Here is a 25,634-nt window from a genome sequence, read left to right as displayed (position 1 = left end):
CCGCCAGCGTTCAATCTGAGCCATGATCAAACTCTTCAATTTAAGTTTGATGCTCAAAGAATTAAACTTCGTAATGAATTACGTGTTCACTCTTGAGACTTGATATTTTTTAAGTCCGTAGACTTTTGATATCAATCCTGCGAGTGCCCACACAGATTGTCTGATAAATTGTTAAAGAGCGGTGCGAACAGCGGGTTAACCGTCTGTCGCGAGGTGGCGTATATTACGCTTTCCTCCTTCAGAGTCAATCACTTTTTTCAGCGACTTTCTCCGGCGGGATGAATCACTTCGTCCCTCACTGACCGTCTGCGTTGCCGCTTTGCCGTGTCAGTGGAGGCGCATTATAGGGAGATAATTCTGAGTGACAAGCGTTTATTGCAAAAAAATTATCGTTCGGCCTAAATTTCACCAAAGCGCCTTATTTCACAACACTTTGCCTGGTAATTGCGCAAAATCCTGGGCAAAAAGAGCGACTTTCTGCCAGTCGGTATATTCCACTTCTTTCGAAGTATCGGTTTCGCCACCCGTCATTCGCATAATCAACTGAATCATCACGCGATCGAACCAGCGATAGTGCGGATAACGCAGCGCCCCGGCAAACACTGCGCAGCAATCAGGTTGCCAGGGTGACTGCGCAAGAAACTTATGCGTATAGACATTGGTTTCCGGCGTGCATTTATCCGCCTTGCGCGCCGTCAGGTTCACACTAAAGAAACCGCTGGCGCGCTGTTGCAGCTGTGACAGATGCGTGGTCACAAACTTCATTAAGGCAGGATGGAAATGACCATAGCGAATTGATGCCCCAATCAGCACGCGATCATACTGCGCCCAGTCGAGAGAGGTGGCCTGCTGTACATCAATCACATCGCACAGCTGCTGGGGTGCCAGGGTTTGCGCAATGCGTCCGGCAATTTTTTGGGTTTGCCCGTCACGGCTGGAATAAACAATCAACGCTTTCATCACACAATCCTGCTTTATCATTCGCGCCAGAAGGTTGGGGTAAAGAGAACCAACAAGGTAAACACCTCAAGACGACCGAATAACATGGTCAAAATCAGAATCCACTTCGCCACATCATTCATAGAGGCAAAGTTATCGGCCACCACGCCAAGGCCCGGTCCGAGGTTGTTGAGGGTCGCAGCGACAGCAGCAAAGGCGGAAAAGTCATCAACGCCGGTGGCGATAATCGCCAGCATGCTGACCAGGAACACCAGCGCATAGGCCGAGAAGAATCCCCATACCGCTTCCAGAATACGCTCCGGCAGTGCACGGTTACCTAACTTAATAGTGTAAACCGCATTCGGATGGACGAGGCGCTTCAGCTCACGTGAACCTTGTTTACACAACAACAGGATGCGAATCACTTTCAGACCCCCACCAGTAGAACCCGCGCAACCACCGATAAATGCAGAACACAGCAACAGTACCGGCAGGAATAACGGCCAACGCGCAATGCTATCGGTGGTAAACCCGGCAGTGGTCGCCATAGAGACCACCTGGAAAAAGGCCTGACTCAGCGTTTGCAGGCCACTGGAATAGACATCGTGGAACCACAGCACCACCGTGCAGATCACCACCAGCGTCAGCTGCACACCAATAAACATACGAAACTCGGGATCGCGCCAGTACACTTTCAGGCTGCGGCCACTCAATAAAGAGAAGTGCAAACCATAGTTACAGCCGGAGATCAGCAGGAATATCGCGATAATGGTGTTAATGGTCGGACTATTGAAGTAACCAATACTGGCATCATGGGTAGAGAAGCCGCCAATAGCGATGGTGGAAAAACTATGGCCGATGGCATCAAACACTGGCATCCCCGCCAGCCACAGCGCTACCGCACAGGCTATGGTGAGTAGCACATAGATCAGCCACAAGGTCTTGGCGGTTTCCGCGATACGGGGGCGCATTTTGTTATCTTTCAGCGGACCCGGCATTTCAGCGCGGTATAGCTGCATTCCCCCTACCCCCAGAATCGGCAGGATCGCCACCGCCAGCACGATAATCCCCATCCCCCCGAGCCATTGCAGCATCTGGCGATAGAAAAGAATCGCTTTAGGCAATGAATCCAGCCCCACCAGCGTTGTCGCCCCGGTGGTGGTTAATCCTGAAAAGGATTCGAAGAACGCATCAGTCACCGACAGATGGGGCTGCTCAGCAAACATAAACGGCATCGCCCCGACGCTGCCCAGCACGGTCCAGAACAGCACCACGATCAGAAACCCTTCGCGTGGCTTCAGTTCTGTTTTCTGCTTGCGATTGGGCCACCACAGCAATGAGCCAATTACGATGGCCATCATGAAGGTCTGACTGAACGCCCGTCCGGCACCGTCACGATAAATCAGAGCCACCAGACCGGGCAGAATCATGGTCACTGAGAACAAAATCACCAGCAGGCCCACAATGCGGGTAATGGCGCGAAAATGCATTCAGCCGTTTCCTTTCAAAGAGATATTCTTAGTTTTCCAGCGGGATGAGCGTCAGCACGCCCCGACTGTAGTCAGAGAGGTTTTGCCGAAAGCCTTCGATCTGGCTATGCGGTAATGCCAGTTGCAGGGTAATGCGATCCAGATAATGACTCTCTTCCACCCTGCCGTCAAAGCGCTGTAGCAGACGTTCAATATCGCTGAGCTGCGCATATTCGCATTGCAGGGTGAAAGATTGCATCGGCACTTTACGGCAACGGGTAAGCCTTTTTAAACCCTGCTGGACACCACCACCATAGGCTTTCACCAGCCCACCGGTACCGAGCATAATGCCGCCATAGTAACGCACCACTACCGCCGTGATTTCACCCACACCGCTCCCCATCAGCTGAGCCAGCATCGGTTTTCCCGCCGTGCCTGAGGGTTCACCATCATCAGAAAAGCCCAGCTGCTGTGAATCATCCGGCGCGCCTGCTACCCATGCCCAGCAGTGATGGCGGGCTGTGGGATGTTCAGCTTTAATCTGCTGCACAAAAGCACGCGCTGCTTCTACGCCGTTGGTATGCGCCAGCAGCGTAATAAAGCGGCTTTTCTTAATGGTTTCCTCGCTGAGACTCACAGCCTCAGCGGGAATGTCATAAGCGTTCATCAGGCCAGATGCAGATCGCGCGTCATGTTTTCAATCCGGTTGGCATGGATCACCACATTATCCTCAATACGAATCCCCCCATAAGGCTTCAGCGCATCAATTGCCTGCCAGTCAAAGTGCTGGCTATATTTGCCACTGCGCAGAGCCGCCAGCAGCGAATCGATAATGTAGAAGCCAGGTTCGATGGTCATCACCATGCCCGGCTCCAGCACCCTGGTGCAACGCAGATACGGATATTGCGCCGGTGCAGCCAGATGCGTACCGTTATCATCCTGCATAAAACCGGCAACGTCGTGTACCTGGAGACCGAGCGGGTGACCAAGACCATGCGGCATAAACGGACCGGTTAAGTCTTCCGCCACCAGCGTTTCTTCACTCAGCCCTTTCACCAGCTCAAACTTCAGCAACATCCGCGCAATGCGTTGATGCATTTGCAGATGATAATCGGTATAGCGCACGCCAGCCTTGAGGGTAGCGATCAGCGCCAGCTCCTCTTTATTCATCGTCTCGACCATTTCGGCATAGCGCGATTTCGCCTGCGCGGCATAGCTACGGGTCAAATCGGCCGCATAACCCAGGTATTCCGCCCCGGCATCAATCAAAAAGCTATGGCGTTTCGCCGGTGGCTGATGATCCAGTTTGGTGTAGTGCAACACGGCGGCATGTTCATTCAACGCGATAATGTTGCCGTAAGGCACGTCGATATCGCGATGGCCGGTGGCGCTCAGGTAGGCAATATTGATGTCAAATTCGCTCATGCCGGAGAAAAAGGCTTCTTTGGCGGCACGATGCCCGGCGACTGCCAGCTTCTGCGCTTCACGCATGCAGGCCAGTTCATAATCGGTTTTGATACTGCGGTGGTAATGCAGGAAATCGATCACCCCTTTGGGGTTGATGCTATCGACTTTGATACCCAGCTGAGTCGCACGCGCCGGCACCGGCCCGATATAAGCCACATTATCGCGCTGGGCTGGCAGCAGTTGCCCAATTTCATCGGCGTTTTTCAGACCGATAACGTCAACATCCCCGGTCCAGAAGCTATTGGGCAGTGGCTCCACGTTATGCCAGTAATCCACCGGCGAATAGAACCACAGCTTTGGTTTATTCACGCCGTCGATCCATAACCAGCAGTCAGGCACCTGCGTGACCGGCACCCAGGCTTTGAATTGCGGATTCACCTTAAACGGATAGTCATGATCGTCGAGAAACACGGTCAGCAACTCGCCAGAATGAATCAGCATGGCATCAAGTTTAAAACGCGCCAGCACCTGCTGCGCACGCTGTTGCAGCGTATTGATATGCGCGTGATACAGGGTTTTCAGTGAATCCATGGACTTGTCTCCGATATCGCGAAAATGGCCGCAGTGTAGCATAGCCGCGTCCTTGTTGCCGTGCCCCCGCACGCTGTGATCGCTGTATCAAATAAGCAAACTCTCGTTTGCAAAAAATTAACACGACACCCACACTCACGATCATCTGGTATGACCAGATCAACTTTCGCGGTTTCAGGAGACGGATATGCTTTACCAAGGCGATACCCTTTCTGTTCGCTGGCTTGACGATGGCATCGCCGAGCTGGTTTTTGATGCCCCCGGTTCGGTGAATAAACTCGATACCAAAACCGTTGCCTCCCTGGGTGAGGCGCTGGGTGTACTGGAACAGCAACCCGCACTGCGCGGCCTGCTGCTCACTTCGGCAAAACCGGCGTTTATTGTCGGTGCCGACATCACCGAATTTCTTTCCCTGTTCGATGCCCCGGTTGAAAAGCTGAGCCAGTGGCTGGCCTTTGCCAACAGCATTTTTAATCGTCTGGAAGATTTGCCGGTGCCTACCGTTGCCGCGATTGACGGTTATGCGCTGGGCGGCGGTTGCGAGTGCGTACTGGCGGCTGACTTCCGTATCGCCACTGCATCAACCCGCATCGGTCTGCCGGAGACCAAACTGGGCATCATGCCCGGTTTTGGCGGCAGCGTCCGCCTGCCGCGTTTGCTGGGCGCCGACAGCGCACTGGAGATTATCGCCGCCGGTAAAGATGTCGATGGCATCAGCGCGCTGAAACTGGGCCTGGTCGATGCGGTCGTGAGCAGCGATAAATTGCGCAGCGCAGCCTTAACCGTCCTCCAGGATGCCATCATCCAGGGCAGCTGGCAGGCACGTCGCGCACCGAAACTGGCACCGCTGAAACTCAGCCCGATTGAAGCCGCCATGAGCTTTACCATCGCCAAAAGCATGGTACTGCAAACCGCAGGCAAACATTACCCGGCCCCCATCACGGCAGTAAAAACCATTGAAGCCGCTGCCGGGTTGGGCCGCGATGATGCATTGAAACTGGAAACGGCTGCCTTTGTGCCCCTGGCGCAAAGTGACGTAGCGCGCGCGCTGGTCGGCATCTTCCTTAACGATCAATACGTCAAAGGATTAGCCAAAAAACGCGGTAATGCCACCAGCACCCCGGCGCAGGCGGCGGTTCTCGGTGCAGGTATTATGGGCGGCGGCATTGCTTATCAGTCGGCATGGAAAGGCGTGCCGGTGCAGATGAAAGATATCAATCCACAGGCGCTGGCACTCGGTATGAAAGAAGCCAGCAAACTGCTGAACAAGCAACTGGAACGCGGCAAGATTGACGGTGCGAAACTCGCCAGCGTGCTGACCACCATCCAGCCCACGCTGGACTACGCCGGGTTTGAGCGCGCCGATGTGGTGGTTGAGGCGGTAGTGGAAAACCCGCAAATCAAAGCCAAAGTGCTGGCCGAGACCGAGCAACATCTGCGTGATGACGCCATTCTGGCTTCCAACACCTCAACCATTCCGATTAGCCAGCTGGCGCAGGCGCTGCAACGTCCTGAAAACTTCTGTGGCATGCATTTCTTCAATCCGGTGCCACGCATGCCATTGGTCGAAGTGATTCGCGGTGAAAAGACCTCCGAGGAGACGCTCGGAAAAGTCGTCGCCTGGGCCAGCAAAATGGGCAAGACACCGATCGTGGTTAATGACTGTCCCGGCTTCTTTGTTAACCGCGTACTGTTCCCCTACTTTGCCGCCTTCAGCCTGCTGCTGCGCGACGGTGCCGACTTCCGCCAGATCGACAAAGTGATGGAGAAACAATTCGGCTGGCCGATGGGTCCGGCATGGCTGCTGGATGTGGTCGGCATTGATACCGCTCACCATGCCCAGCAGGTGATGGCGCAGGGCTTCCCGTCACGGATGCAGAAAGATTATCGCGACGCCATTGACGTGCTGTACGAAGCCGGACGATACGGTCAGAAAAATGGCCTGGGTTTCTGGCGCTGGACAGAGGACAAAAAGGGCAAAGCACAGAAACAAGCCGATGCCGAAGTGGATACGCTGTTGCAGCACGTTTGCCAGCCGAAACGCGTCTTCAGCGATGAAGAGATTGCCAACCGCATGATGCTGCCGATGCTGCATGAAGTGGTGCGCTGCCTGGAAGAGAAGATTATCGCCTCTCCAGCGGAAGCGGACATGGCGCTGGTCTATGGTCTCGGCTTCCCGCCGTTCCGCGGTGGTGCCTTCCGTTATATGGACACGCTGGGGAACAGCACGGTGGTGGATCAGGCGAAGCGTTATACCGCACTCGGCCCGCTGTATGCATTGCCGGAGTTGCTGGTACACATTGCCCATCAGCATCAAAGCTGGTATCCCGCCGCTCTTCCGATTGATGAAGCTGCGCTGCAAACTGCCTGAGGATTTTAAAATGGAAAATGTCGTTATTATCGATGCTGCCCGCACGCCAATGGGCCGTTCCAAAGGCGGAGCGTTTCGTCAGGTGCGCGCAGAAGATCTCTCAGCCCATCTGATGCGCGAATTACTCAGCCGCAACCCGGCACTCGATCCCGCCACGCTGGATGACATCATCTGGGGCTGCGTGCAGCAAACGCTGGAGCAGGGTTTTAACATTGCCCGTAATGCGGCGCTGCTGGCGGAGATACCACATCGCGTCCCCGCCAGTACCGTGAACCGCTTATGCGGGTCGTCAATGCAGGCACTGCACGATGCCGCGCGCGCCATTATGGTGGGCGATGCCCAAAGTTGCCTGATTGGCGGTGTCGAACATATGGGTCACGTGCCGATGAGTCACGGTGTGGATTTTCATCCCGGCCTGAGCCGCACGGTGGCGAAAGCCGCTGGGATGATGGGGCTGACCGCCGAAATGCTGGCACGGATGCACCATATCAGCCGCGAACAGCAGGATGCCTTTGCGTTACGCTCACATCAGCGCGCCTGGCAGGCCACCCAGCGCGGCGATTTTAAACGGGAAATTATCCCGACCTATGGTCACGATGTTGATGGCGTACTGAAACGCTATGACGCCGATGAAGTGATCCGCGAAGATGCCAGCCTGGAAGGATTAGCGGCGTTGAAACCGGCGTTTGATCCGGTCAACGGTACCGTCACCGCCGGTAGCTCCTCGGCGCTTTCCGACGGCGCCGCCGCCATGTTGATTATGGGTGAAAGCCGGGCACGAGAGCTGGGCCTGACACCACGCGCACGTATTCGCAGCATGGCAGTGGTCGGCTGCGATCCTTCCATTATGGGATACGGCCCGGTACCGGCCAGTAAGCTGGCACTGAAACGCGCCGGTCTGACAGTGCAGGATATTGGCCTGTTCGAGCTAAACGAGGCTTTCGCCGCCCAAACGCTACCCTGCCTGAAAGATTTAGGCTTACTGGAGCAGATAGACGAGAAAGTGAACCTGAATGGTGGCGCGATTGCGCTCGGTCATCCACTGGGATGTTCCGGCGCGCGTATCAGCACCACATTGCTGAATCTGATGGAAAAACGCGATGTTCAGTTTGGTCTGGCGACCATGTGTATTGGTTTAGGCCAGGGCATCGCAACGGTATTCGAACGTCTGTAATACGTTGACCACTGCATGATTTCCCGCCCTCTCGGGCGGGCTTTTTACCCGATCAGATAAACGCGAAGGCATCGCCGTACATCTGCGCTTCCAGTGCACCACGTTCCGCACAGAAGCGTTCACGTGCAATCTTCGCCATTTCGAAACGGCCCGCGATATAGATATCGTGGCCGCTCAACGAAGCGTAGTCCTGCATCACCGCCGTCAGCACCGTGCCAGTACGTCCCTGCCAGCTGGCTTCCGGCTGTTCAACCACCGGGATCACCTGCAAATTGGGATGTTTCACCGCCAGCGCATTCAGTTCGTCAAGATCGTAGAGATGAGTCAGTTCGCGGCCACCCCAGTAAATGGCGATATCACGATCGGGCTGCTGCGCCAGCGCGGTCAGCAGAATGGAACGGGCGTAGGAGAATCCGGTCCCTCCGGCAATCAGGATGATGGGGCGCTCGCTATCTTCACGCAGCCAGGCATCGCCATGCGGCATGTCCACGGTGATTTCACGCTGATTCTGGATACGCTCCATCACTGCCATCGCGTAGAGATTGAGCTCTGATGCGCCGATGTGCAGCTCAATGATATCTTTTTCCATTGGCGTGGACGCCAGGGAAAACGGGCGCTTATCCCGTTCATCCATCACCACCATCAGGTACTGTCCGGCACGAAAGCTAAAATTCGCTGCCGGAATTAAACGGACGCGGTAGACGGTATCAGTAATCGCTTCAACCGAAGTCACTTTACAGCTTAACGTTGTCATGCGTTCCCTCTGTCGGGTCGTTTTTATGGTTATTCAGCGCCGTCAGCGCTGCGGCGGCTCTGCAAAGATACCTAACTCATCCCAGATGGCGTCAATACGCGCCGTAACCGCCGGATCTTTGACAATCGGGGTTCCCCATTCACGCGTCGTTTCGCCCGGCCATTTATTGGTGGCATCGAGCCCCATCTTCGAACCCAGCCCGGAGACTGGCGAAGCGAAGTCGAGGTAGTCGATCGGCGTGTTCTCCACAAGCACCGTGTCGCGCGCCGGGTCCATACGGGTGGTAATCGCCCAAATCACATCGTTCCAGTCACGCGCGTTGACGTCATCGTCACACACAATAACAAATTTGGTGTACATGAACTGCCGCAGGAACGACCAGACGCCAAACATCACGCGCTTCGCGTGACCGGCATACTGTTTTTTCATCGTCACTACCGCCAGGCGATACGAACAGCCTTCCGGCGGCAGATAGAAATCGACAATTTCCGGGAACTGTTTGATCAGAATCGGCACCAGCACTTCATTCAACGCCACACCCAGCACCGCAGGTTCATCCGGTGGACGGCCGGTATAGGTTGAGTGATAAATCGGATTACGACGTTGCGTTATGTGCGTCACGGTAAACACCGGGAAATTATCTACTTCATTGTAGTAGCCGGTGTGGTCGCCGTAAGGACCTTCTGGTGCCATATCGCCCGGTTCGATATAACCTTCCAGCACGATTTCAGCACTGGCAGGAACTTCGAGGTCGTTAGACAGGCACTTCACCACCTCGGTTTTATTGCCACGCAGCAGGCCCGCGAATGCGTATTCCGATAAGGTATCCGGTACCGGCGTCACGGCGCCAAGAATGGTCGCCGGGTCAGCCCCCAGGGCGACAGAAACCGGAAAACGCTCACCGGGATGGGCTTTACACCATTCCTGAAAATCGAGCGCGCCACCACGATGCGACAGCCAGCGCATAATCAGACGATTTTTGCCAATCACCTGCTGGCGATAAATCCCCAGATTCTGCCGCTCTTTATGCGGCCCACGCGTCACGGTCAGACCCCAGGTAATCAGCGGCGCGGCATCATCCGGCCAGCATTTCATCACCGGAATTCGCGATAAATCGACCTCGTCACCGCTGAACACTTCTTCCTGGCACGGCGCATTACGCAGCCGTTTGGTCGGCATGTTCAGCACCTGCTTAAACTGCGGCATCTTGTCGAACAGATCGCGGAAACCTTTGGGCGGTTCGGGTTCTTTCAGAAATGCCAGCAGCTTGCCCACTTCGCGCAGCGCGCTGACTTCTTCCTGCCCCATGCCCATCGCCACGCGTTTCGGCGTACCGAACAGGTTGCACAGCACCGGCATGTTGTAGCCTTTCGGATTTTCGAACAGCAGCGCCGGACCGCCAGCACGCAGGGTGCGGTCAGCAATTTCGGTCATCTCCAGTTCGGGATCGATCGCCTGAGTGATGCGTTTTAACTCGCCCCGCTGCTCCAGCAACGCAAGGAAATCACGTAAATCCTGATATTTCATGTAGGGTTAGCTTTCCGGCCTGAGATAATCGGCCATTATAGGGCCGATTCCGCAGGCTTGTTGAGGTTTCTGCGTCAGGCGGGCTGACAGGAGAATGGTACCAGTGATTGCAACGCCAGGACATCGTGGTACGCGGCACCAGGTTCACCATGACGGAAAACTTTAAAATCTTCGCCACGCGCGCTGTAGTAACGCAGACGATCTTCGCTGACATGCAGGAAGCTGCCTTCGCGCAGGGCAATCACCGATTCAGTCGGATTGACTGCGCAGAACTCCGCCAGGCGCTCATCCCGGGTTTCCCCCATATGGCCACTGACGTTTGCGTCGAGGTAATGCGGATTGATTTGTACCGGGAACAGGCCCAGCGCCGGTAACACCACGCTGCTGCGCACCGGCATATCGTTAGTGGTACGAATTGAAGGGGTCGCCACATTGCAACCGGCGCTCCAGCCAACGTAAGGCACCCGACGTTCACGCACCGCGCGCTGGATGGCCACAATCAGGCCATGTTCATGCAGCATCTGGTTCAGCAGCCAGGTGTTGCCGCCGCTCACCAGAATCAGCTCTGCCTGTTCAATCGCTTCAACCGGGGAAGCAAACTCATGCACGGTACGCACCTGAATGCCGAGCGAATCGCTCAGGTCTTTTGCGCGCTGGGCATGATCGCCACGAATAATGGCATAAGGCACCAGCACCGCCGAGGTGATACCGCGCTGCGCAATCATCGCATGAAGTTGAGGGTGGGCATAACTCAGCAGCGGAGCATCGTCGGCCAGCTTGCCGTTACTTAACAGGAACAGTTCCATCAGACGGTCCTTTCATTCATAAGATGGTGAAGGAGTCTGATACAGAAGATTGCCAGACGTCAATTTTCTTACAGAAAACGATCAAAAAGCTCTCAGACTCAGAAAAATCGTAGTGAAATTTGTTTTACAGCTGCGTTTACCCCGGCCGATGCGCTATAACTCTGAAAGCAGGTTTGCTATTCTTAGCGTCCATTCTTTGGGAGCAGTTATGGAATCCTGGTACTTACTTTATTGCAAACGTGGACAGCTATTGCGCGCGAAAGAGCATCTTGAGCGGCAGGAGGTGAATTGCCTCAGCCCGATGATTGCTCTGGAAAAAATCGTTCGTGGCAAACGCACCACCGTAAGTGAACCGCTGTTCCCCAACTATCTGTTTATTGAATTCGATCCGGAAGCGATTCATACCACCACCATCAGCAGCACGCGTGGTGTCAGCCACTTCGTGCGCTTTGGGGCGATGCCAGCGACAGTGCCGTATGAAGTGATCGAAGCGCTGCAAAGTGACGCACCACAGATCCTGCTGGACCCGGAAACGCCACAGGTCGGTGATGAGGTGATCATCACCGATGGCACCTTCGAAGGTCTGCGTGCCATTTTTGCCGAGCCAGATGGCGAAACCCGTTCTATCCTGCTGCTGAATCTGCTGAATAAACAGGTGATGCGCAGCGTCGATAACAAACAGTTCCGCAAAGCCTAAGGCAGCCTGAACAGCTGGCGCGCGTTATGATCCACCTGCGCCCCCAGCGTTTCTGCATCCTCATTACGCCATAACGCCACCTGCTGCACGATGTGCGGCAGAAAACAGGGTTCATTGCGACGTGACGTCGGACGCGGATGCATATCTCGCGGCAGCAAATAAGGCGCATCGGTTTCCAGCAACAGGCGGTCGGCCGGGATCAAGGGCAGCATTGCACGCAGCTCCATGCCACGGCGTTCGTCGCACACCCAACCGGTAATCCCCACTGACAGCCCCAAATCCAGGCAGGCCTCCAGTTCCTCGCGCGTGCCGGTAAAGCAGTGCGCCACCGCCCCCACCAGTTTTGGCAACCAGGGTTGCAGAATCGCCGCAAAACGCGCGTGCGCTTCACGGCAATGCAGAAATACCGGCAGCTGCAATTCAGCCGCCAGCTGAAGTTGCGCATCGAAAGCGTACTCCTGCTGGTCATGCGCGGAGAAGTTGCGGTTAAAGTCCAGCCCGCACTCACCCATCGCCACCACCTGCTCACTTTCCGCCAGGCGGCGCAGGGTGTTGGCGGTTTCAGCTGACCATTCGCTGGCATGGTGCGGATGCACACCCGCGGTTGACCAGCAATAGTCAGGATGCAATGCAGCCAGCCGTTGCGCCTGCTGGCTTTCCAGCGCGTTGGTACCCGTGATTAACAGGCCGGTGACGCCTGCGTCGCGCGCACGTGTCACCACTTGTTCGCGATCTTTCGCGAATTGCGTGCTGGTCAGGTTTACACCGATATCAAACATGTTTTTTCCCAAATAAAAACCGCCCAACAAGCGGGCGGTTCAGATTCATCATCATCCCGCTCGCACGCGGGATACTCAGCCTGGATATCAGGATTCGGTGTGATGTTCCTCGTCAACCGATTCTGACTCCGACTCCGACTTGCGTCCTTTCCCCACATAGTAGCGGGAGAAGAATACGCCGACTTCAAACAGGCAGTACATCGGAATAGCGAGCAAAGTTTGTGAGAAAACATCCGGTGGTGTGAGCAACATCCCAACAACGAACGCGCCAACCAGAATGTAGGGACGTTTCTTTTTCAGCGCTTCCGGCGTGGTGATCCCGGTCCAGCAGATCAACACAATCGCCACCGGCACCTCAAACGCTACCCCGAACGCCAGGAAAATGGTCATGACGAAGTCGAGATAGTTGGTGATGTCAGTCGCGATTTGCACACCCTGCGGCGCAGTTTTGGCAAAGAAGCCAAACGCCAGCGGGAACACGATGAAATAAGCAAAGGCCACGCCGATGTAGAACAGCAGCGTGCTGGAGAACAGCAGCGGCATCACCAGCTTGCGCTCATGACGATAGAGCGCAGGTGCCACAAACGCCCATACCTGATACAGGATCACTGGCACAGCCAGAAATACTGACACAATGATGGTGAGCTTTATCGGGGTAAAGAACGGAGACGCCACATCGGTCGCGATCATGCTGGCACCGGCGGGCATCTGCTTCATAAGCGGTTCTGCCACCAAATGATAGATGTCGTTAGCGAAGTAAATCAGCGCCAGAAAGATGACAAATACCGCGATGATGCAGTTTAACAGTCGCTTGCGCAGCTCAATCAGATGGCTGATGAGCGGTTGTGTATCTTCAACGGCCATGTTTATCGTTCATCATTTGCAGAAGGAGTTGGCGCTGTGCTGCGAGGCGCACTGGCGGTATCGGGCTTGTCCACGGCAGACGGAGCAGCTTGCGGAGCCTGCGCTGGCGCGCTGGCCTGATGTTGCGCAGTTGCGGGCGTTTCCGGCGGCACAGGCGCAGCAGGCGGCGTATGAATGGTATTGGCTTCATCTTCCGCTTTCTCTACATCGATGCTCTGCTGATAAGAACGTTTCATGGAGTCGGCGGTTTTACGCAACTCTTCCATCGATTCTTTCAGTTCCGGTGACAGCGTGCCGCGGCCCGCCTCTTCCACCTTCTTCAGGCTATCCTGCAGCTCCTGCAGTTTCAGTTCCTGCGCCAGTTCATTCTGCACGTTAGCCGCCAGCGAGCGAATTGCGCGAATCCAGCCCACTACGGTTTTTACCGCAACCGGTAATCGTTGCGGACCGAGAACAATCAGCCCGATAACGAACACCAATACCAGTTCACTAAAACCAATGTCGAACACAGTTATACCTGCTTGTCGTTCCTGGCGTCGTCTTTACTAGCCGAGGTTTGCTGTTTATCTGCCAGGGTTTTGGCGTTGAAGTCAGCGTCCTGCTCTTTCGGTTGATCCTTTTTCTCGTCTTCGTCACCCATCGCTTTTTTGAAGCCACGGATGGAAGAACCTAAATCCGAACCCAGATTGCGTAGCTTATTGGTACCGAACAGAAGTACAACAATGACGGCAATGATTAACAATTGCCAAATACTGATACCGCCCATGAGATATGCCTCTAATATTCTGTGAAAAACTGCTGAATGTAACGCACAGAAAGCCCATATGATTTCGGGCCTTAGCCTGCGACATTACGCGTTTTAGATCTGGCTGACAATCAGTTTGTCTTGCGCCAGCCTATCAGCCAGGTAACGATGCCTGCGGCCATTAAAATCGCGGGAAACACATCCCAGTCAGGCCGACTCAGTAGCACTGCGGTGCCACTTAATAACAGTGTAGCCCCTACGCCGAACAGATAACGCGCCTTGTGATGACGGGTGCGTTGCGCATTCAGATCGGTGACCAGTTTATCGACGCTGTGCTGCAACAATTTGTGCTGGCGCATGCTGTCGTAAAACAGTTCCGGCAGCTCCGGCAGTTTTTCTGCCCAGAACGGCGCCTTGTCTTTCACCGCGCGCCAGATAGCCGGAATGCCAATCTGATCTTTAATCCAGTCTTCGAGGAACGGTTTGGCGGTTTTCCACAAATCGAGCTGTGGATAGAGCTGACGGCCAATCCCCTCGATATACAGCAGGGTTTTCTGCAACAGCACCAGCTGTGGCTGCACTTCCATGTTGAAGCGACGCGCGGTGTTGAACAGATTGAGCAGCACATGGCCGAAGGAGATCTCTGCCAGCGGCTTCTCAAAAATCGGTTCACACACGGTCCGAATCGCAAACTCAAAATCTTCGACATTGGTATCCGGCGGCACCCAGCCGGAATCAACATGCAGCTCCGCCACCTTGCGGTAATCACGGTTAAAGAACGCGATAAAGTTTTCCGCCAGGTAACGCTTATCTTCTTTGTTCAGCGAACCGACGATGCCGCAGTCGATGCCGATATATTGCGGATCTTCCGGATGGTCATAGCTGACGAAGATATTGCCGGGATGCATATCGGCATGGAAGAAACTGTCACGGAACACCTGGGTGAAGAACACCTGCACGCCACGCTCGGCCAGCAGCTTCATATTGACGCCATGCTGCTCCAGCGTGGCAACATCGGAGATGGGGATGCCGTAGATACGCTCCATGACCAGCATCGATTCGCTGCAATAATCGGAGAAGATTTCCGGCACATACAGCATGTGGCTTTGGTCAAAGTTACGACGCAGCTGAATCGCGTTGGCGGCTTCACGCAACAGATTGAGTTCATCAATCAGGGTTTTTTCGTAGTCGCGCACCACTTCCTGTGGACGTAAACGACGTCCATCCGGCAGCAAACGCGGTACCCAACGCGCCAGGCGGTAAATCAGCTTCATATCCGCTTTGATCACCGGCAGGATATCCGGGCGGATCACTTTGATCACCACTTCGCGGCCATTCTCTTTCAGGGTCGCGGTATGGACCTGGGCAATGGACGCTGAGGCCAGTGGCGTGATCTCGAAATCGTCAAACCAGGTTTCTACCGGCCCGCCGATCGCTTTCTCGATTTGCGCCTTAGCTTTGACACCATCAAATGGCGCGACGCGGTCCTGCAGGATAGCCAGCTCATCAGCGATCGCCGGGGGAAACAGATCACGGCGTGTCGAGAGCATCTGACCGAACTTAATCCACACCGGCCCCAGTTGCTCCATCGCCAGACGTATCCGCACGCCCATCGATTCGTTTTTGTGTTTGTTGGGGATCCAGAAAATGCAGCGCCGCCATAAACGCAGGGGCAGCGTGATACGCATGTGGGGAATCAGTTCATCAAGGCCGTAGCTGAGAAAGACCTTAACGATAAAATATAAGCGCCGAATTTCTCCCAGCGTCATTTCGCCTCCAGCTGTGCTAAACGCGCCTCTAGCGCATTAAGCGAACGTTCCATCGCTTCCACTTCCTCGCAAAACCAGGCGAGTTCCAGCGCACCCGGCGCGAGTCGCCACTCTTCGGTGAGGGTCTGACCCAGGTAATCCTGGCGACGCGTCACCTCGTGCTGCACAAACTTCAGCGCACGCTGCGCAGCCTGGCTGATGCCCTGCGCGGCGATATCACCGATCCACGGCGCGAGATATTCCGCCGGATCCAGCTCTGCCAGATCCATCAACGCCGAGAACTGCTGCACCACCTGCAAATCCCCTTCCACTTCCAGCTCGCCGCTGCGAATCAGGCTGGTGAGCTGCTGGCGGTCACGCAATTTCGGCAGCGTGCTAAGACGCAGGCTGACAGTACAATCGCTGCTGTCCTGCCAGTCGCCAAGGACATCCAGCTGATTTTCACTGAACACCAGCACCAGCGGGAATGAAAGTTCCTGCAACCGTAACATCAGCACTTTGCCCGCCAGACGCTGGCGTGCTGCTTTCAGGCTGCGATCGCGATACAAAACACGATTGAGGGCGGTCTCAAGACCGCCGGTAATCAAAGGAGTGAAAGTCATGGCCATGATTTGTCAGAACTTAAAGCCGCGATGCAACGCGACGATGCCGCCAGTCATGTTGAAGTAGGTGGTATTCTCAAAACCCGCATCATTCATCATCGCCTTCAGGGTTTCCTGATCGGGATGCATACGGATTGATTCCGCCAGATAGCGATAGCTTTCGGCATCCTGCGCCACCAACTGACCAATACGCGGCAGAATGTGGAACGAGTAAGCATCGTAGGCTTTGCTCAGCGGTTCGATCAGCGGTTTAGAGAATTCCAGCACCAGCAGGCGTCCACCCGGCTTCAGCACACGGAACATGGAAGCCAGCGCTTTCTCTTTTTCCGTCACGTTACGCAGACCGAAAGAGATGGTGATGCAATCGAAATAGTTATCCGGGAAAGGCAGTGCTTCGGCGTTGGCCTGCACGTAGCTGACGTTGCCAGAAATCCCGAGATTACGCAGTTTTTCACGGCCCATCTTCAGCATTGAGCTGTTGATATCAGCCAGCACCACCTGGCCGGTTTCGCCCACCAGACGCGAGAATTTCGCCGTCAGGTCGCCGGTACCACCGGCCAAATCCAGTACGCGCTGACCACGGCGCACGCCGCTACTGTCGATGGTGAAACGCTTCCAGACACGATGGATGCCGAAAGACATCAGATCGTTCATCAGGTCATATTTTGCCGCTACGGAGTGAAACACGTCGGCGACTTTATCTGCCTTTTCGCTTTTCGCGACGGTCTGAAAGCCAAAGTGGGTAGTTTCCTGCTGTGATTCATCTGCCATGGGTTTTACCTGTTCCACAAACAATTCTCCCCGAAGTGTATCAGAGTTGCGCTGGCCGGGCACGCGACCGGCGTGCTATTCGTTGATGCGGCGCAGGGAAGCGGCGGCAGAATCTTCTGTTTTTTCATCAGGCTCGTCGTCATCGGCCCAATCTTCTTCCGTCTCTGACGGTTGTGCCTGCGCCACCAACTGTGGATTGATGGATCGTTTGATCTCTACCCCCAGCGAGCGGAACGCTTCACTTTGCGCGATAAGATTGCCGCGCCCTTCCGCCAGTTTTTTCATCGCCAGCTGGTAACTTTGCTGCGCCTTATCCAGGTTGTGGCCAATGCCGCTCATGTCGTCGACAAACAGCCGCATCTTGTCATACAGCCGTGCAGCGCGATCGGCAATGCGTTGTGCATTGCGGCTCTGATGTTCATAACGCCACAGATTGTTGATGGTTCGCAGCGCCACCAGCAGCGTGGTGGGGCTGACCAGCATGATATTTTGCTGCAACGCCTCGCTGATCAGCTCCGGCTGCCGATCTATCGCCAGCAGGAACGCGGGTTCAACCGGGATAAACATCAACACATAATCCAGGGAGCGTAAACCGGGCAATTGTTGATAATCTTTTCGCCCCAGCAAGCGAATATGGCCGCGCACCGCATTGACGTGATCCTGAATCGCCTGCTCGCGCGTGGCCTCATCTTCGGCGTTAAAATAGCGTTCGTAGGCGATCAGCGTCATTTTGGCGTCAATCACCACATCCTTGCCCTGCGGCAGACGCACGATCACATCCGGTTGCATCCTGCCCTGCGATTCCAGCTGAATATTGACCTGGGTTTCATACTCATGGCCCTCACGCAAGCCGGATGCCTCCAGCACCCGGCTGAGCACCACTTCGCCCCAGTTGCCCTGGATTTTGTTGTCGCCTTTCAGGGCTTTGGTGAGGTTAATCGCTTCCTGTGCCATCTGCGCATTCAGCTGTTGCAGCTGACGGATTTCATGGGCCAGCGTATGGCGCTCACGCGCTTCCTGACCAAAACTGTCATTCACCTGACGGCGAAAACCATCGAGCTGCTCGCGTAGCGGGCTAATCAGGTTATTCAGGCTCTGGCGGTTTTGTTCATCAACGCGACGACCGCTGTTTTCGAAGATTCGGTTGGCAAGATTTTCGAACTGCGCGCTCAGACGCTGTTCGCTGTTGGTGAGTAAACGCTGCTTCTCCTCGGCGGCGAAACGCGTCTCTTCCAGGCGGATGGTGACTTCCCGTAACTCGGCTTCCTGCGCACTGTTCACTTCCAGCTGAGTACGCAGTTCACGGCTCAGTTGTTCGCTTTCGCCGCGCCAGTAGTCAAGTTGTTGCAGGCGCTCCTGCGCACCGCTCAGCGCGCCATGCAGCTGGCGCAGCTCCTGTTCGCGCTGCTGTATCTGCTGTTGTGCCAGCTCCAGTTGCTGCTGCTGGCGCTGCTGTGCATCTTCCAGCAAGCGACGTTCGGTTAAAAAGCTGGCGTGCTGATGACCGGCGCGCAGCTGCGCCACAATCCATCCCAGACCGAAACCGGCCAGCGCCAGTACGCCGCTGATAATGATAAGTTGCTGATCCATAATTCCCCCGTGGATCGTCTCGCTGAGGGAAAAGGTAGAGGCGCACTGTATAAATGTCCAGACAATTTTGCCGATTGGCAGGCTTATAACGCCTGCACTGTAAGTTCACCCGCTTTCCATGCATCAATCAGGAAGAAAGGCATCGGCAATGCCCATTCACCGCCACGCACTTTCGCCGGATAACGCCAGCTTTGCCCGCCATACGTTAGTTCAACCTGCTGCATTGCCGCGTCAGCATGGCTGGCTTTACCTGCCATGCTGGAGAATCCTGCGTTGCTGCCGACATGGAAGCGGTCAGTCTGCCAGCGAATGGGGGCATGAGCGGGCCACGGCTGGGCCTGATGGAAACGAAAGATATCGTCGTGACTCAGCAGGCTGTCACGCACCGTTGGCCACAACGCCAGCTTGAGGAAATATTGGTCGGTAAAACGTTCACTGCCCTGATAGCGGGTAATGAAGTCCCGCATCTGCTGTTCGATATGGCGGAATACGCCATTACAGCCTCCCCACATGCCCGCCAGCAGCAGCTCGGTGTGGGTAAAGTAATCACGCATATGGTGAAACCAATACGGTGATTGCAACCAGGCTTCCACCGCCGCCACTTCACGCTCGGAAAGCAGCGAGTCCGCGTCCCGCACGATAAAACGTTTCACGCTGGCATCATCCATCACCAGGAAACGCCACAGGGTGGGAAACAGCGTTTTTTCCTGCGACATATCCACCAGTTGCACGTTGGGCTGTGCGAGACGTTGCCAGACATGTTGCGGCACGCTGTCATCCAGCCAGATGCGGCAGGTCCATGCCGGGTAAAGCTCGCGTGCCACTTCGACATTTTTTATCAGCGTTTCGCAATAGCGTGGCTGGTCGCCATACAGGCTGAAGGCAATGATATTTTCCTGCGGACGAGACGCAACAAAGGCCGGTGGTACTTCTGTTGGCAGCGGGTGCTTTTGCCCTGTACTGAATTTCCGGTCGGATTGCTGCAACGATTCCAGCCCGTAACGTGCCACCTCGTCGGGTTTGTTGAGCCAGCCACACACTTCAGTGAGGCCATCAAGCCAGGTTTCCGCTGCCTGCGCCCGCTTATCCGCCGTCGCCTGATAGATTTTCTGGTAGGTTTTCCAGGACTTCTGGTATTCGCCAACACGCATCAGTGTCAGTGCATAATCGCTTAACACCTGCATGTTTTGCGGCATGACGCGCAACACTTCTTCACAGCACTGGCGCGCGACAGGGAAATCCGCCGCCGCCATCGCCTGACGGAAACGCGTGGCCGCATCTTCGACACGTGACCGGGGGCTGACCATAAAGGCAGGACGTTGAACAGGAACCGTTTTGCGCATAGAAAACTCTCAGTTATCCGCTGAATTTACGCGCATCCGTTTCAGGTAACCGACGAAATCTGAAAATCGCCGGTTACCGGGCGCGCTAGATTAACCGACGCGCCGCTTCGACTACAATTTTCACCGCGTCGCTTTCAGTCTGTTTCATGGTCGCCGCGTCCGGGATCTCCTTCTGCGTGCGATTCACGATGACGCCCGCCACCATCCCGGCTCGCAGCCCCTGGCTGGCGCACATGGTTAACAGTGTAGCGGATTCCATCTCATAGTTGAGGACACCCATTTGCTGCCACTCTTTCATCGAGCCCTGGAAACGGCTGACTACGCGTCCTGAGAAGGTGTCGTAACGTTCCTGGCCGGGATAGAAGGTGTCAGAGGAGGCGGTGATACCAATATGGGTTTTCGCGCCACAGGCTTCTGCCGCTGCCACCAGCGCCGTGGTGCAGGTGAAGTCCGCTACCGCCGGGAATTCCATCGGTGCGAAGTGCAGGCTGGCTCCGTCCAGACGGACCGAAGCGGTGGTAACCAGCACATCACCGACATTGATGTTGGGCTGGATGGCACCGGTGGTGCCAACGCGCAGGAAGGTACGCACGCCGAGCTGGGCCAGTTCTTCCACCGCGATGGAGGTTGAGGGGCCGCCGATGCCGGTGGAGCACACCACCACCGGTTTACCGTCCACCTCGGCCAGATACGTGGTGAATTCACGATGCGATGCCAGGTGCTGCGGGTTGTCCATCAGTGCAGCGATTTTCTTTACACGCTCAGGATCGCCGGGAACGATGGCCAGCGTGGCTCCTTTCAGGTCGGCTTTGGTGATGCCAAGGTGGAAAACGTCAGACTGGGCCATAACAGACTCCTGGTAGATAAGGGATATGCGCGCCACTTTACGTCAGCAGGCGGGAGAAATATGTGACTAATTTCACTATCGATAATGAAAGTTACATTATAAGAAAAACATAACGTGACCAGAATCACACATTGATCGTCTGCCATTCTGAATTGCTACAAGCTGTGCTGTGTAAGTTTAAACGGCAATGTTAATAGAAGAGGAAGAACTGATGCGTAACCCCTCTGCTCCCTACACCCGCCCGGCCACACCAGCCAGGCTATAGTTACGTGATTGCGCGATTGTTAGCACGGAGAGAACAATGAAAACCGAAGACAATATGGCACAAAAATCGGCAACTGGCGGCTTTGCCCCCGCCGTACAACCGACCGCGAGCACCACCATTATTACCCACAGCGAGGCGATTCATGCCGGGGAAACCTCGGTTCCCAGCCAGGGTGAAAATCTGCCCGCTTATTATGCCCGGCCCAAAGAGTATGAAGGTTCACTGCCGGTGGTGCTGGTAGTGCAGGAGATTTTTGGTGTACATGAGCACATTCGTGATGTCTGTCGTCGGCTGGCGCTGGAGGGTTATCTGGCGGTGGCACCGGAGCTGTACTTCCGTGAAGGCGATCCCAGCGAATACACCGATATTCCCACCCTGTTTAAGGAGCTGGTGAGTAAGGTGCCGGATTCACAGGTGCTGTCGGATCTCGACCACGTTGCCAACTGGGCAGCGCGCAACGGCGGTGATATCCGCCGTATGGGCATCACCGGTTTTTGCTGGGGCGGGCGCATTAGCTGGCTGTTCGCGGCACACAATCCGCAGGTACGCGCCGCGGTTGCCTGGTATGGTCGTCTGATTGGCGATAAAACGCTGAAGCAGCAGAAGCATCCCATTGATATCGCCGTTGATTTGAATGCACCGGTGCTCGGTCTGTACGGCGGCCAGGATGAAGGGATTCCGCTGGAGAGCGTAGAGCAGATGCGCCAGGCGCTGCGTGCTGCCAATGCCAAAGCGGAGATCGTGGTGTACCCGGATGCGGGCCATGCTTTCCACGCTGATTATCGTCCGAGTTATCACGCGGAATCGGCGCAGGATGGTTGGGCGCGGATGCTGGCCTGGTTTAAGCAGTATGGTGTCGCCGCTGACGCCTGATAAAAAAGGGGCGCTTGCGCGCCCCAACGTATCAACAACACAACATTTTATACAACGATTACGCGGTTTCCCCGCGCAGGTGTTTCGCCGCTTCAACCATATTGGCCAGTGCCTGACGGGTTTCCGTCCAGCCACGGGTTTTCAGACCGCAGTCCGGGTTCACCCACAGACGTTCTTCCGGGATACTCAGCGCCGCTTTGCGCAGCAAATCTTCCATCCACGCAACGCTCGGTACGTTCGGTGAGTGAATGTCATACACGCCAGGACCGATCTCGTTCGGGTATGAGAATTCTTTAAACGCATCCAGCAGGTCCATGTCGGAACGTGAGGTTTCGATGGTGATCACATCCGCATCCAGCGCGGCGATGGAGTCCATAATGTCGTTGAACTCGCAGTAACACATGTGGGTGTGGATTTGGGTGTCATCCTGCGCCACCGCCGCGTTGAGGCGGAAAGCATCGACGGCCCAGGTGAGGTACGCTGCCCAGTCAGACTGATGCAGCGGCAGCCCTTCACGCAAAGCCGGTTCGTCAATCTGGATGATGCCGATACCGGCTTTTTCCAGGTCTGCCACTTCGTCACGCAGCGCCAGCGCAATCTGTTTAGCGATGGTTTCGCGGGTCACGTCTTCACGCGGGAACGACCAGCACAGGATGGTGACCGGACCGGTGAGCATGCCTTTAACCGGTTTGTCGGTCAGCGACTGAGCATACTTCGCCCACTCGACGGTGATGGCTGCCGGGCGGCTGACGTCTCCGATAATCACCGGCGGTTTGACACAGCGTGAACCGTAGCTTTGTACCCAGCCGTTCTGTGTGAACACGAAACCGTCGAGGTTTTCGCCGAAGTATTCAACCATGTCGTTACGCTCAGCTTCCCCGTGCACCAGCACATCAAGCCCCAAACGTTCCTGCTCCACAATCGCCTGTTTAATATGTTCAGCGATGCCGGTGCGATAGTGACCGCCGTCAATGTGGCCTTTTTTGAAGTCGAGGCGCAGGCCACGGATTTCAGTGGTCTGCGGGAATGAACCGATGGTAGTGGTCGGCCATGCAGGCAGGTTGAAACGGTTACGCTGTGCTTTGGCACGTTCGGTGTAGCTGCTATGACGCTCGGTATCTTTGGCCTGAATTTTTGCCAGGCGCGCCGCCACCGCGGCGTTGTGTACCCGGCTGGAGTGGGCACGGGCACGGATGGGTGCACTCCAGGCTTCGAGGGATTTTGCATCGTTGTTGTTCAGCGCATTGCTCAGCAGGGACAGCTCAGCACATTTTTGCAGGGCAAAAGCAAACCAGCTTTTCACTTCGTCATCGAGGCGGGTTTCCACGCTCAGGTCGATCGGGCTGTGCAGCAGGGAGCAGGAAGAGCCGATCCACAGCTGCTGGCGTTGCCCCACCAGCGGTTGCAGACGTTCGAACCAGCTGCTGAGGTCAGCACGCCAGACGTTGCGACCGTTGATCACCCCCACAGACAGCAGCCATTCTGCCGGCAGTTGCTGGTTGATGTGCTGGATATCATCTTTGCCGTGTACCAGGTCAACGTGCAGACCCTGCACCGGCAGTGCTTTGATCACATCCAGGTTCTGGCCGATGCTGTCGAAGTAGGTGGTCAGCAGCAGTTTGGTTTTGCCCTGTAACGCGTCGTAAGCCGGTTTGAACGCGGCGCGCCATTGCTGTGGCAGTTCCAGCGCCAGTGCTGGCTCATCAATCTGCACCCATTCGATGCCGCGTTTTTTCAGTTCAGCCAGCACCTGCTGGTAAACCGGCAGAATATCTTTCAGCAGGGAGAGACGATCAAACTGTTCGCCTTTCACTTTGCCCAGCCACAGGTAAGTTACCGGGCCGAGTAGCACAGGTTTAACCTGATGGCCGAGGGCCAGCGCTTCGTCCACTTCGTCCAGCAGCTGGGTCCAGGTTAGTTTGAACTGCTGCCCCTGGGTGAATTCGGGCACCATGTAGTGATAGTTGGTGTTGAACCATTTGGTCATTTCAGCAGCGGCGGCGGGTGTGCCGGTCGGTGCACGGCCACGACCCAGGCGGAACAGGGTATCGAGGTCAACGGAGCCGTCTGTGTTCTGGTGGCGTGCCGGAACATTGCCCAGCAGCAGGCTGGTGGTGAGTACGTGATCGTACCAGGCGAAGTCCCCCACCGGCAGCAGGTCCACGCCCGCCTCTTTCTGTTGTTGCCAGTGACGTGCACGCAATTCACGTCCCACGGCCAGCAGTTCTTCCTGAGAGCTGTTACCTGCCCAATAACTTTCCTGGGCTTTTTTCAATTCACGACGCAGACCGACGCGAGGAAAACCGAGTGTGTGGTTCAGAATGGTCATTTGATGTTCTCCAGGTATTCTTTATTGAGCAGCTTAGGTTACAATCAGATGTTTAGCCGTCCAGATGTTTACACCGCTATATTCTGCGGGTACTGTATGTTGCTCAAGCGCAAATTGTTCAATCTCGATGTGAAGGATTCTCATGATCGAACTCAAACACCTGCGGACGCTGCAGGCGTTACGGAATACCGGCTCTCTGGCCGCCGCCGCCGCCCAGCTTCACCAAACGCAATCGGCGTTATCTCATCAGTTCAGCGACCTGGAGCAACGGCTGGGCTTTCGCCTGTTTGTGCGTAAGAGCCAGCCGCTACGTTTTACGCCACAGGGGGAGATCCTGTTGCAGCTGGCAGAGCAGATCCTGCCGCAGATTCAGCAGGCGTTGCAGGCTTGCCATGAGCCGCATCAGACGACGTTGCGCATCGCCATTGAGTGTCACAGCTGTATTCAGTGGCTGACGCCAGCGCTGAATAACTTCCGTCAGAGCTGGCCGCAGGTGGTGATGGATTTTAAATCCGGCGTGACGTTCGACCCGCAACCCGCGTTGCAGCAGGGTGAGCTGGATGTGGTGCTGACCTCCGATATTTTGCCGCGTAGCGGGCTGTTCTATTCCCCGATGTTTGATTACGAAGTGCGCCTGGTGCTGGCACCGGATCATCCACTGGCACAAGGCGAACATATTTCGCCGGAAGATTTGGCTGATGAAGTCCTGCTGATTTATCCGGTGCAGCGTCAGCGGCTGGATATCTGGCGGCATTTTTTGCAGCCGGCGGGGGTAAGCCCGGCGCTGAAGAGTGTCGATAATACGTTGCTGATGATCCAGATGGTGTCGGCCCGTATGGGGATTGCGGCGCTGCCCCACTGGGTAGTGGAGAGTTTTGAACATCAGGGATTGGTGGTGACCAAAACACTGGGTGAGGGGTTGTGGAGCCGTTTGTACGCGGCAATGCGTGACGGTGAACAACGTCAGCCGGTACTGGAAGCATTCACACGTTTTGCCCGTCAGCATGCCTGTGAGCATCTGCCCTTTGTGCGTGATGCATCGCGTCCCGGTTCGTTACAACCCCTGTCTTCCTGAATCGGCCTACTCTATAATGCGCCGCCTCAACCCGTGACCAGGAGATT

The 25,634-nt window shown here is 55.6% G+C and carries 23 protein-coding genes; 5 read left to right on the top strand and 18 right to left on the bottom strand.

Going from position 1 to position 25,634, the window contains the following annotated elements; translation table 11 throughout:
• Positions 1 to 423: 423 nt before the first annotated feature.
• Genes hemG through pepQ form a run of 4 tightly spaced genes read right to left on the bottom strand, consistent with a single transcriptional unit; the run spans position 424 to position 4,406 of the window.
• The gene (hemG, locus tag CUN67_RS00860) at positions 424 to 960 is read right to left on the bottom strand and encodes a menaquinone-dependent protoporphyrinogen IX dehydrogenase (protein WP_208713614.1); all 537 of its coding nucleotides are present in this window, start codon (positions 958 to 960) and stop codon (positions 424 to 426) included.
• A gap of 17 nt (positions 961 to 977) precedes the next feature.
• Positions 978 to 2,429 carry a Trk system potassium transporter TrkH gene (gene trkH, locus CUN67_RS00855; protein WP_208713613.1) on the bottom strand — a complete coding sequence of 484 codons (1,452 nt, stop codon included), beginning with the start codon at positions 2,427 to 2,429 and terminating at the stop codon, positions 978 to 980.
• Positions 2,430 to 2,457: 28 nt separating this feature from the next.
• A complete protein-coding gene (locus tag CUN67_RS00850) occupies positions 2,458 to 3,075 on the bottom strand; it encodes an IMPACT family protein (protein WP_208713612.1) in 618 nt (205 codons plus the stop codon).
• Positions 3,075 to 4,406, bottom strand: a complete 1,332-nt coding sequence (gene pepQ, locus CUN67_RS00845; protein WP_208713611.1) for a Xaa-Pro dipeptidase — start codon at positions 4,404 to 4,406, stop codon at positions 3,075 to 3,077. Before pepQ ends, CUN67_RS00850 begins: the two co-directional genes overlap by 1 nt.
• 187 nt (positions 4,407 to 4,593) lie before the next feature.
• Between pepQ and fadB the strand changes: the two genes are divergently transcribed.
• Positions 4,594 to 6,777 (top strand): fatty acid oxidation complex subunit alpha FadB, encoded by a 2,184-nt coding sequence (fadB, locus tag CUN67_RS00840; RefSeq protein WP_208713610.1) that lies wholly within the window; start codon positions 4,594 to 4,596, stop codon positions 6,775 to 6,777.
• 10 nt (positions 6,778 to 6,787) lie between these two features.
• Positions 6,788 to 7,951: an acetyl-CoA C-acyltransferase FadA gene (fadA, locus tag CUN67_RS00835; protein WP_208713609.1), complete on the top strand. Its 1,164-nt coding sequence runs from the start codon at positions 6,788 to 6,790 to the stop codon at positions 7,949 to 7,951.
• A 52-nt stretch (positions 7,952 to 8,003) separates the two neighbouring features.
• On the opposite strand, the gene fre is transcribed toward fadA, so the two are convergent.
• The 3 genes from fre to pepE form a co-directional block, all read right to left on the bottom strand.
• Entirely contained in the window at positions 8,004 to 8,705 is a 702-nt protein-coding gene (fre, locus tag CUN67_RS00830) for an NAD(P)H-flavin reductase (RefSeq protein WP_208713608.1), read from the bottom strand.
• A 42-nt stretch (positions 8,706 to 8,747) separates the two neighbouring features.
• Positions 8,748 to 10,232 (bottom strand): 4-hydroxy-3-polyprenylbenzoate decarboxylase, encoded by a 1,485-nt coding sequence (gene ubiD / locus CUN67_RS00825; protein ID WP_208713607.1) that lies wholly within the window; start codon positions 10,230 to 10,232, stop codon positions 8,748 to 8,750.
• A gap of 74 nt (positions 10,233 to 10,306) precedes the next feature.
• Complete coding sequence (gene pepE, locus CUN67_RS00820; RefSeq protein ID WP_208713606.1) at positions 10,307 to 11,038, bottom strand: dipeptidase PepE; 732 nt, start codon at positions 11,036 to 11,038, stop codon at positions 10,307 to 10,309.
• A gap of 208 nt (positions 11,039 to 11,246) precedes the next feature.
• Here pepE and rfaH point away from each other — a divergent pair, with 208 nt between their 5' ends.
• Entirely contained in the window at positions 11,247 to 11,735 is a 489-nt protein-coding gene (gene rfaH / locus CUN67_RS00815; RefSeq protein WP_208713605.1) for a transcription/translation regulatory transformer protein RfaH, read from the top strand.
• Here the strand turns inward: rfaH and tatD are convergent.
• From tatD to udp, 10 genes are all read right to left on the bottom strand, one after another.
• Entirely contained in the window at positions 11,732 to 12,514 is a 783-nt protein-coding gene (tatD, locus tag CUN67_RS00810; RefSeq protein ID WP_208713604.1) for a 3'-5' ssDNA/RNA exonuclease TatD, read from the bottom strand. The two genes, rfaH and tatD, sit on opposite strands and share 4 nt — an antisense overlap.
• A gap of 87 nt (positions 12,515 to 12,601) precedes the next feature.
• On the bottom strand, positions 12,602 to 13,378 hold the full coding sequence (tatC, locus tag CUN67_RS00805) for a Sec-independent protein translocase subunit TatC (RefSeq protein ID WP_208713603.1): 777 nt from the start codon (positions 13,376 to 13,378) through the stop codon (positions 12,602 to 12,604).
• A gap of 2 nt (positions 13,379 to 13,380) precedes the next feature.
• Positions 13,381 to 13,887 (bottom strand): Sec-independent protein translocase protein TatB, encoded by a 507-nt coding sequence (gene tatB, locus CUN67_RS00800; protein ID WP_208713602.1) that lies wholly within the window; start codon positions 13,885 to 13,887, stop codon positions 13,381 to 13,383.
• A 2-nt stretch (positions 13,888 to 13,889) separates the two neighbouring features.
• Positions 13,890 to 14,144: a Sec-independent protein translocase subunit TatA gene (gene tatA, locus CUN67_RS00795; protein ID WP_084871739.1), complete on the bottom strand. Its 255-nt coding sequence runs from the start codon at positions 14,142 to 14,144 to the stop codon at positions 13,890 to 13,892.
• A 110-nt stretch (positions 14,145 to 14,254) separates the two neighbouring features.
• Positions 14,255 to 15,892, bottom strand: coding sequence for a ubiquinone biosynthesis regulatory protein kinase UbiB (gene ubiB / locus CUN67_RS00790; RefSeq protein ID WP_208713601.1), 1,638 nt, complete (start codon positions 15,890 to 15,892; stop codon positions 14,255 to 14,257).
• A complete protein-coding gene (gene ubiJ, locus CUN67_RS00785; RefSeq protein WP_084878260.1) occupies positions 15,889 to 16,494 on the bottom strand; it encodes a ubiquinone biosynthesis protein UbiJ in 606 nt (201 codons plus the stop codon). Before ubiJ ends, ubiB begins: the two co-directional genes overlap by 4 nt.
• Positions 16,495 to 16,506: 12 nt before the next feature.
• Positions 16,507 to 17,265, bottom strand: a complete 759-nt coding sequence (ubiE, locus tag CUN67_RS00780) for a bifunctional demethylmenaquinone methyltransferase/2-methoxy-6-polyprenyl-1,4-benzoquinol methylase UbiE (RefSeq protein WP_084871737.1) — start codon at positions 17,263 to 17,265, stop codon at positions 16,507 to 16,509.
• Positions 17,266 to 17,340: 75 nt separating this feature from the next.
• The gene (gene rmuC / locus CUN67_RS00775; protein WP_208713600.1) at positions 17,341 to 18,855 is read right to left on the bottom strand and encodes a DNA recombination protein RmuC; all 1,515 of its coding nucleotides are present in this window, start codon (positions 18,853 to 18,855) and stop codon (positions 17,341 to 17,343) included.
• Positions 18,856 to 18,938: 83 nt separating this feature from the next.
• Positions 18,939 to 20,198, bottom strand: a complete 1,260-nt coding sequence (locus CUN67_RS00770; protein WP_208713599.1) for a tetratricopeptide repeat protein — start codon at positions 20,196 to 20,198, stop codon at positions 18,939 to 18,941.
• An 85-nt stretch (positions 20,199 to 20,283) separates the two neighbouring features.
• The gene (udp, locus tag CUN67_RS00765; protein ID WP_084871734.1) at positions 20,284 to 21,045 is read right to left on the bottom strand and encodes a uridine phosphorylase; all 762 of its coding nucleotides are present in this window, start codon (positions 21,043 to 21,045) and stop codon (positions 20,284 to 20,286) included.
• Between the two features lie 301 nt (positions 21,046 to 21,346).
• On the opposite strand from udp, the gene CUN67_RS00760 reads away from it, so the two are divergent.
• On the top strand, positions 21,347 to 22,183 hold the full coding sequence (locus tag CUN67_RS00760; protein WP_208713598.1) for a dienelactone hydrolase family protein: 837 nt from the start codon (positions 21,347 to 21,349) through the stop codon (positions 22,181 to 22,183).
• 58 nt (positions 22,184 to 22,241) lie between these two features.
• On the opposite strand, the gene metE is transcribed toward CUN67_RS00760, so the two are convergent.
• Complete coding sequence (metE, locus tag CUN67_RS00755; RefSeq protein ID WP_208713597.1) at positions 22,242 to 24,512, bottom strand: 5-methyltetrahydropteroyltriglutamate--homocysteine S-methyltransferase; 2,271 nt, start codon at positions 24,510 to 24,512, stop codon at positions 22,242 to 22,244.
• A 142-nt stretch (positions 24,513 to 24,654) separates the two neighbouring features.
• Between metE and metR the strand changes: the two genes are divergently transcribed.
• A complete protein-coding gene (gene metR / locus CUN67_RS00750) occupies positions 24,655 to 25,587 on the top strand; it encodes an HTH-type transcriptional regulator MetR (protein ID WP_208713596.1) in 933 nt (310 codons plus the stop codon).
• Positions 25,588 to 25,634: the final 47 nt, after the last annotated feature.

The organism is Pantoea cypripedii, assembly GCF_011395035.1.
Classification (GTDB): Bacteria; Pseudomonadota; Gammaproteobacteria; order Enterobacterales; family Enterobacteriaceae; genus Pantoea; species Pantoea cypripedii_A.
This window is presented reverse-complemented; position numbering and strand designations above follow the sequence as displayed.

Excerpts from the sequence above, each read along its gene's own strand:
- udp (WP_084871734.1), bottom strand. The coding sequence starts at position 21,045 with ATGGCCCAGTCTGACGTTTTCCACCTTGGCATCACCAAAGCCGACCTG.
- pepE (WP_208713606.1), bottom strand. The coding sequence starts at position 11,038 with ATGGAACTGTTCCTGTTAAGTAACGGCAAGCTGGCCGACGATGCTCCG.
- rfaH (WP_208713605.1), top strand. The coding sequence starts at position 11,247 with ATGGAATCCTGGTACTTACTTTATTGCAAACGTGGACAGCTATTGCGC.
- ubiD (WP_208713607.1), bottom strand. The coding sequence starts at position 10,232 with ATGAAATATCAGGATTTACGTGATTTCCTTGCGTTGCTGGAGCAGCGG.
- hemG (WP_208713614.1), bottom strand. The coding sequence starts at position 960 with ATGAAAGCGTTGATTGTTTATTCCAGCCGTGACGGGCAAACCCAAAAA.
- fadB (WP_208713610.1), top strand. The coding sequence starts at position 4,594 with ATGCTTTACCAAGGCGATACCCTTTCTGTTCGCTGGCTTGACGATGGC.
- CUN67_RS00760 (WP_208713598.1), top strand. The coding sequence starts at position 21,347 with ATGAAAACCGAAGACAATATGGCACAAAAATCGGCAACTGGCGGCTTT.
- tatD (WP_208713604.1), bottom strand. The coding sequence starts at position 12,514 with ATGTTTGATATCGGTGTAAACCTGACCAGCACGCAATTCGCGAAAGAT.
- tatC (WP_208713603.1), bottom strand. The coding sequence starts at position 13,378 with ATGGCCGTTGAAGATACACAACCGCTCATCAGCCATCTGATTGAGCTG.
- fre (WP_208713608.1), bottom strand. The coding sequence starts at position 8,705 with ATGACAACGTTAAGCTGTAAAGTGACTTCGGTTGAAGCGATTACTGAT.
- trkH (WP_208713613.1), bottom strand. The coding sequence starts at position 2,429 with ATGCATTTTCGCGCCATTACCCGCATTGTGGGCCTGCTGGTGATTTTG.
- CUN67_RS00850 (WP_208713612.1), bottom strand. The coding sequence starts at position 3,075 with ATGAACGCTTATGACATTCCCGCTGAGGCTGTGAGTCTCAGCGAGGAA.
- rmuC (WP_208713600.1), bottom strand. The coding sequence starts at position 18,855 with ATGGATCAGCAACTTATCATTATCAGCGGCGTACTGGCGCTGGCCGGT.
- tatA (WP_084871739.1), bottom strand. The coding sequence starts at position 14,144 with ATGGGCGGTATCAGTATTTGGCAATTGTTAATCATTGCCGTCATTGTT.
- CUN67_RS00770 (WP_208713599.1), bottom strand. The coding sequence starts at position 20,198 with ATGCGCAAAACGGTTCCTGTTCAACGTCCTGCCTTTATGGTCAGCCCC.
- ubiE (WP_084871737.1), bottom strand. The coding sequence starts at position 17,265 with ATGGCAGATGAATCACAGCAGGAAACTACCCACTTTGGCTTTCAGACC.
- fadA (WP_208713609.1), top strand. The coding sequence starts at position 6,788 with ATGGAAAATGTCGTTATTATCGATGCTGCCCGCACGCCAATGGGCCGT.
- pepQ (WP_208713611.1), bottom strand. The coding sequence starts at position 4,406 with ATGGATTCACTGAAAACCCTGTATCACGCGCATATCAATACGCTGCAA.
- metE (WP_208713597.1), bottom strand. The coding sequence starts at position 24,512 with ATGACCATTCTGAACCACACACTCGGTTTTCCTCGCGTCGGTCTGCGT.
- ubiB (WP_208713601.1), bottom strand. The coding sequence starts at position 15,892 with ATGACGCTGGGAGAAATTCGGCGCTTATATTTTATCGTTAAGGTCTTT.
- metR (WP_208713596.1), top strand. The coding sequence starts at position 24,655 with ATGATCGAACTCAAACACCTGCGGACGCTGCAGGCGTTACGGAATACC.
- ubiJ (WP_084878260.1), bottom strand. The coding sequence starts at position 16,494 with ATGACTTTCACTCCTTTGATTACCGGCGGTCTTGAGACCGCCCTCAAT.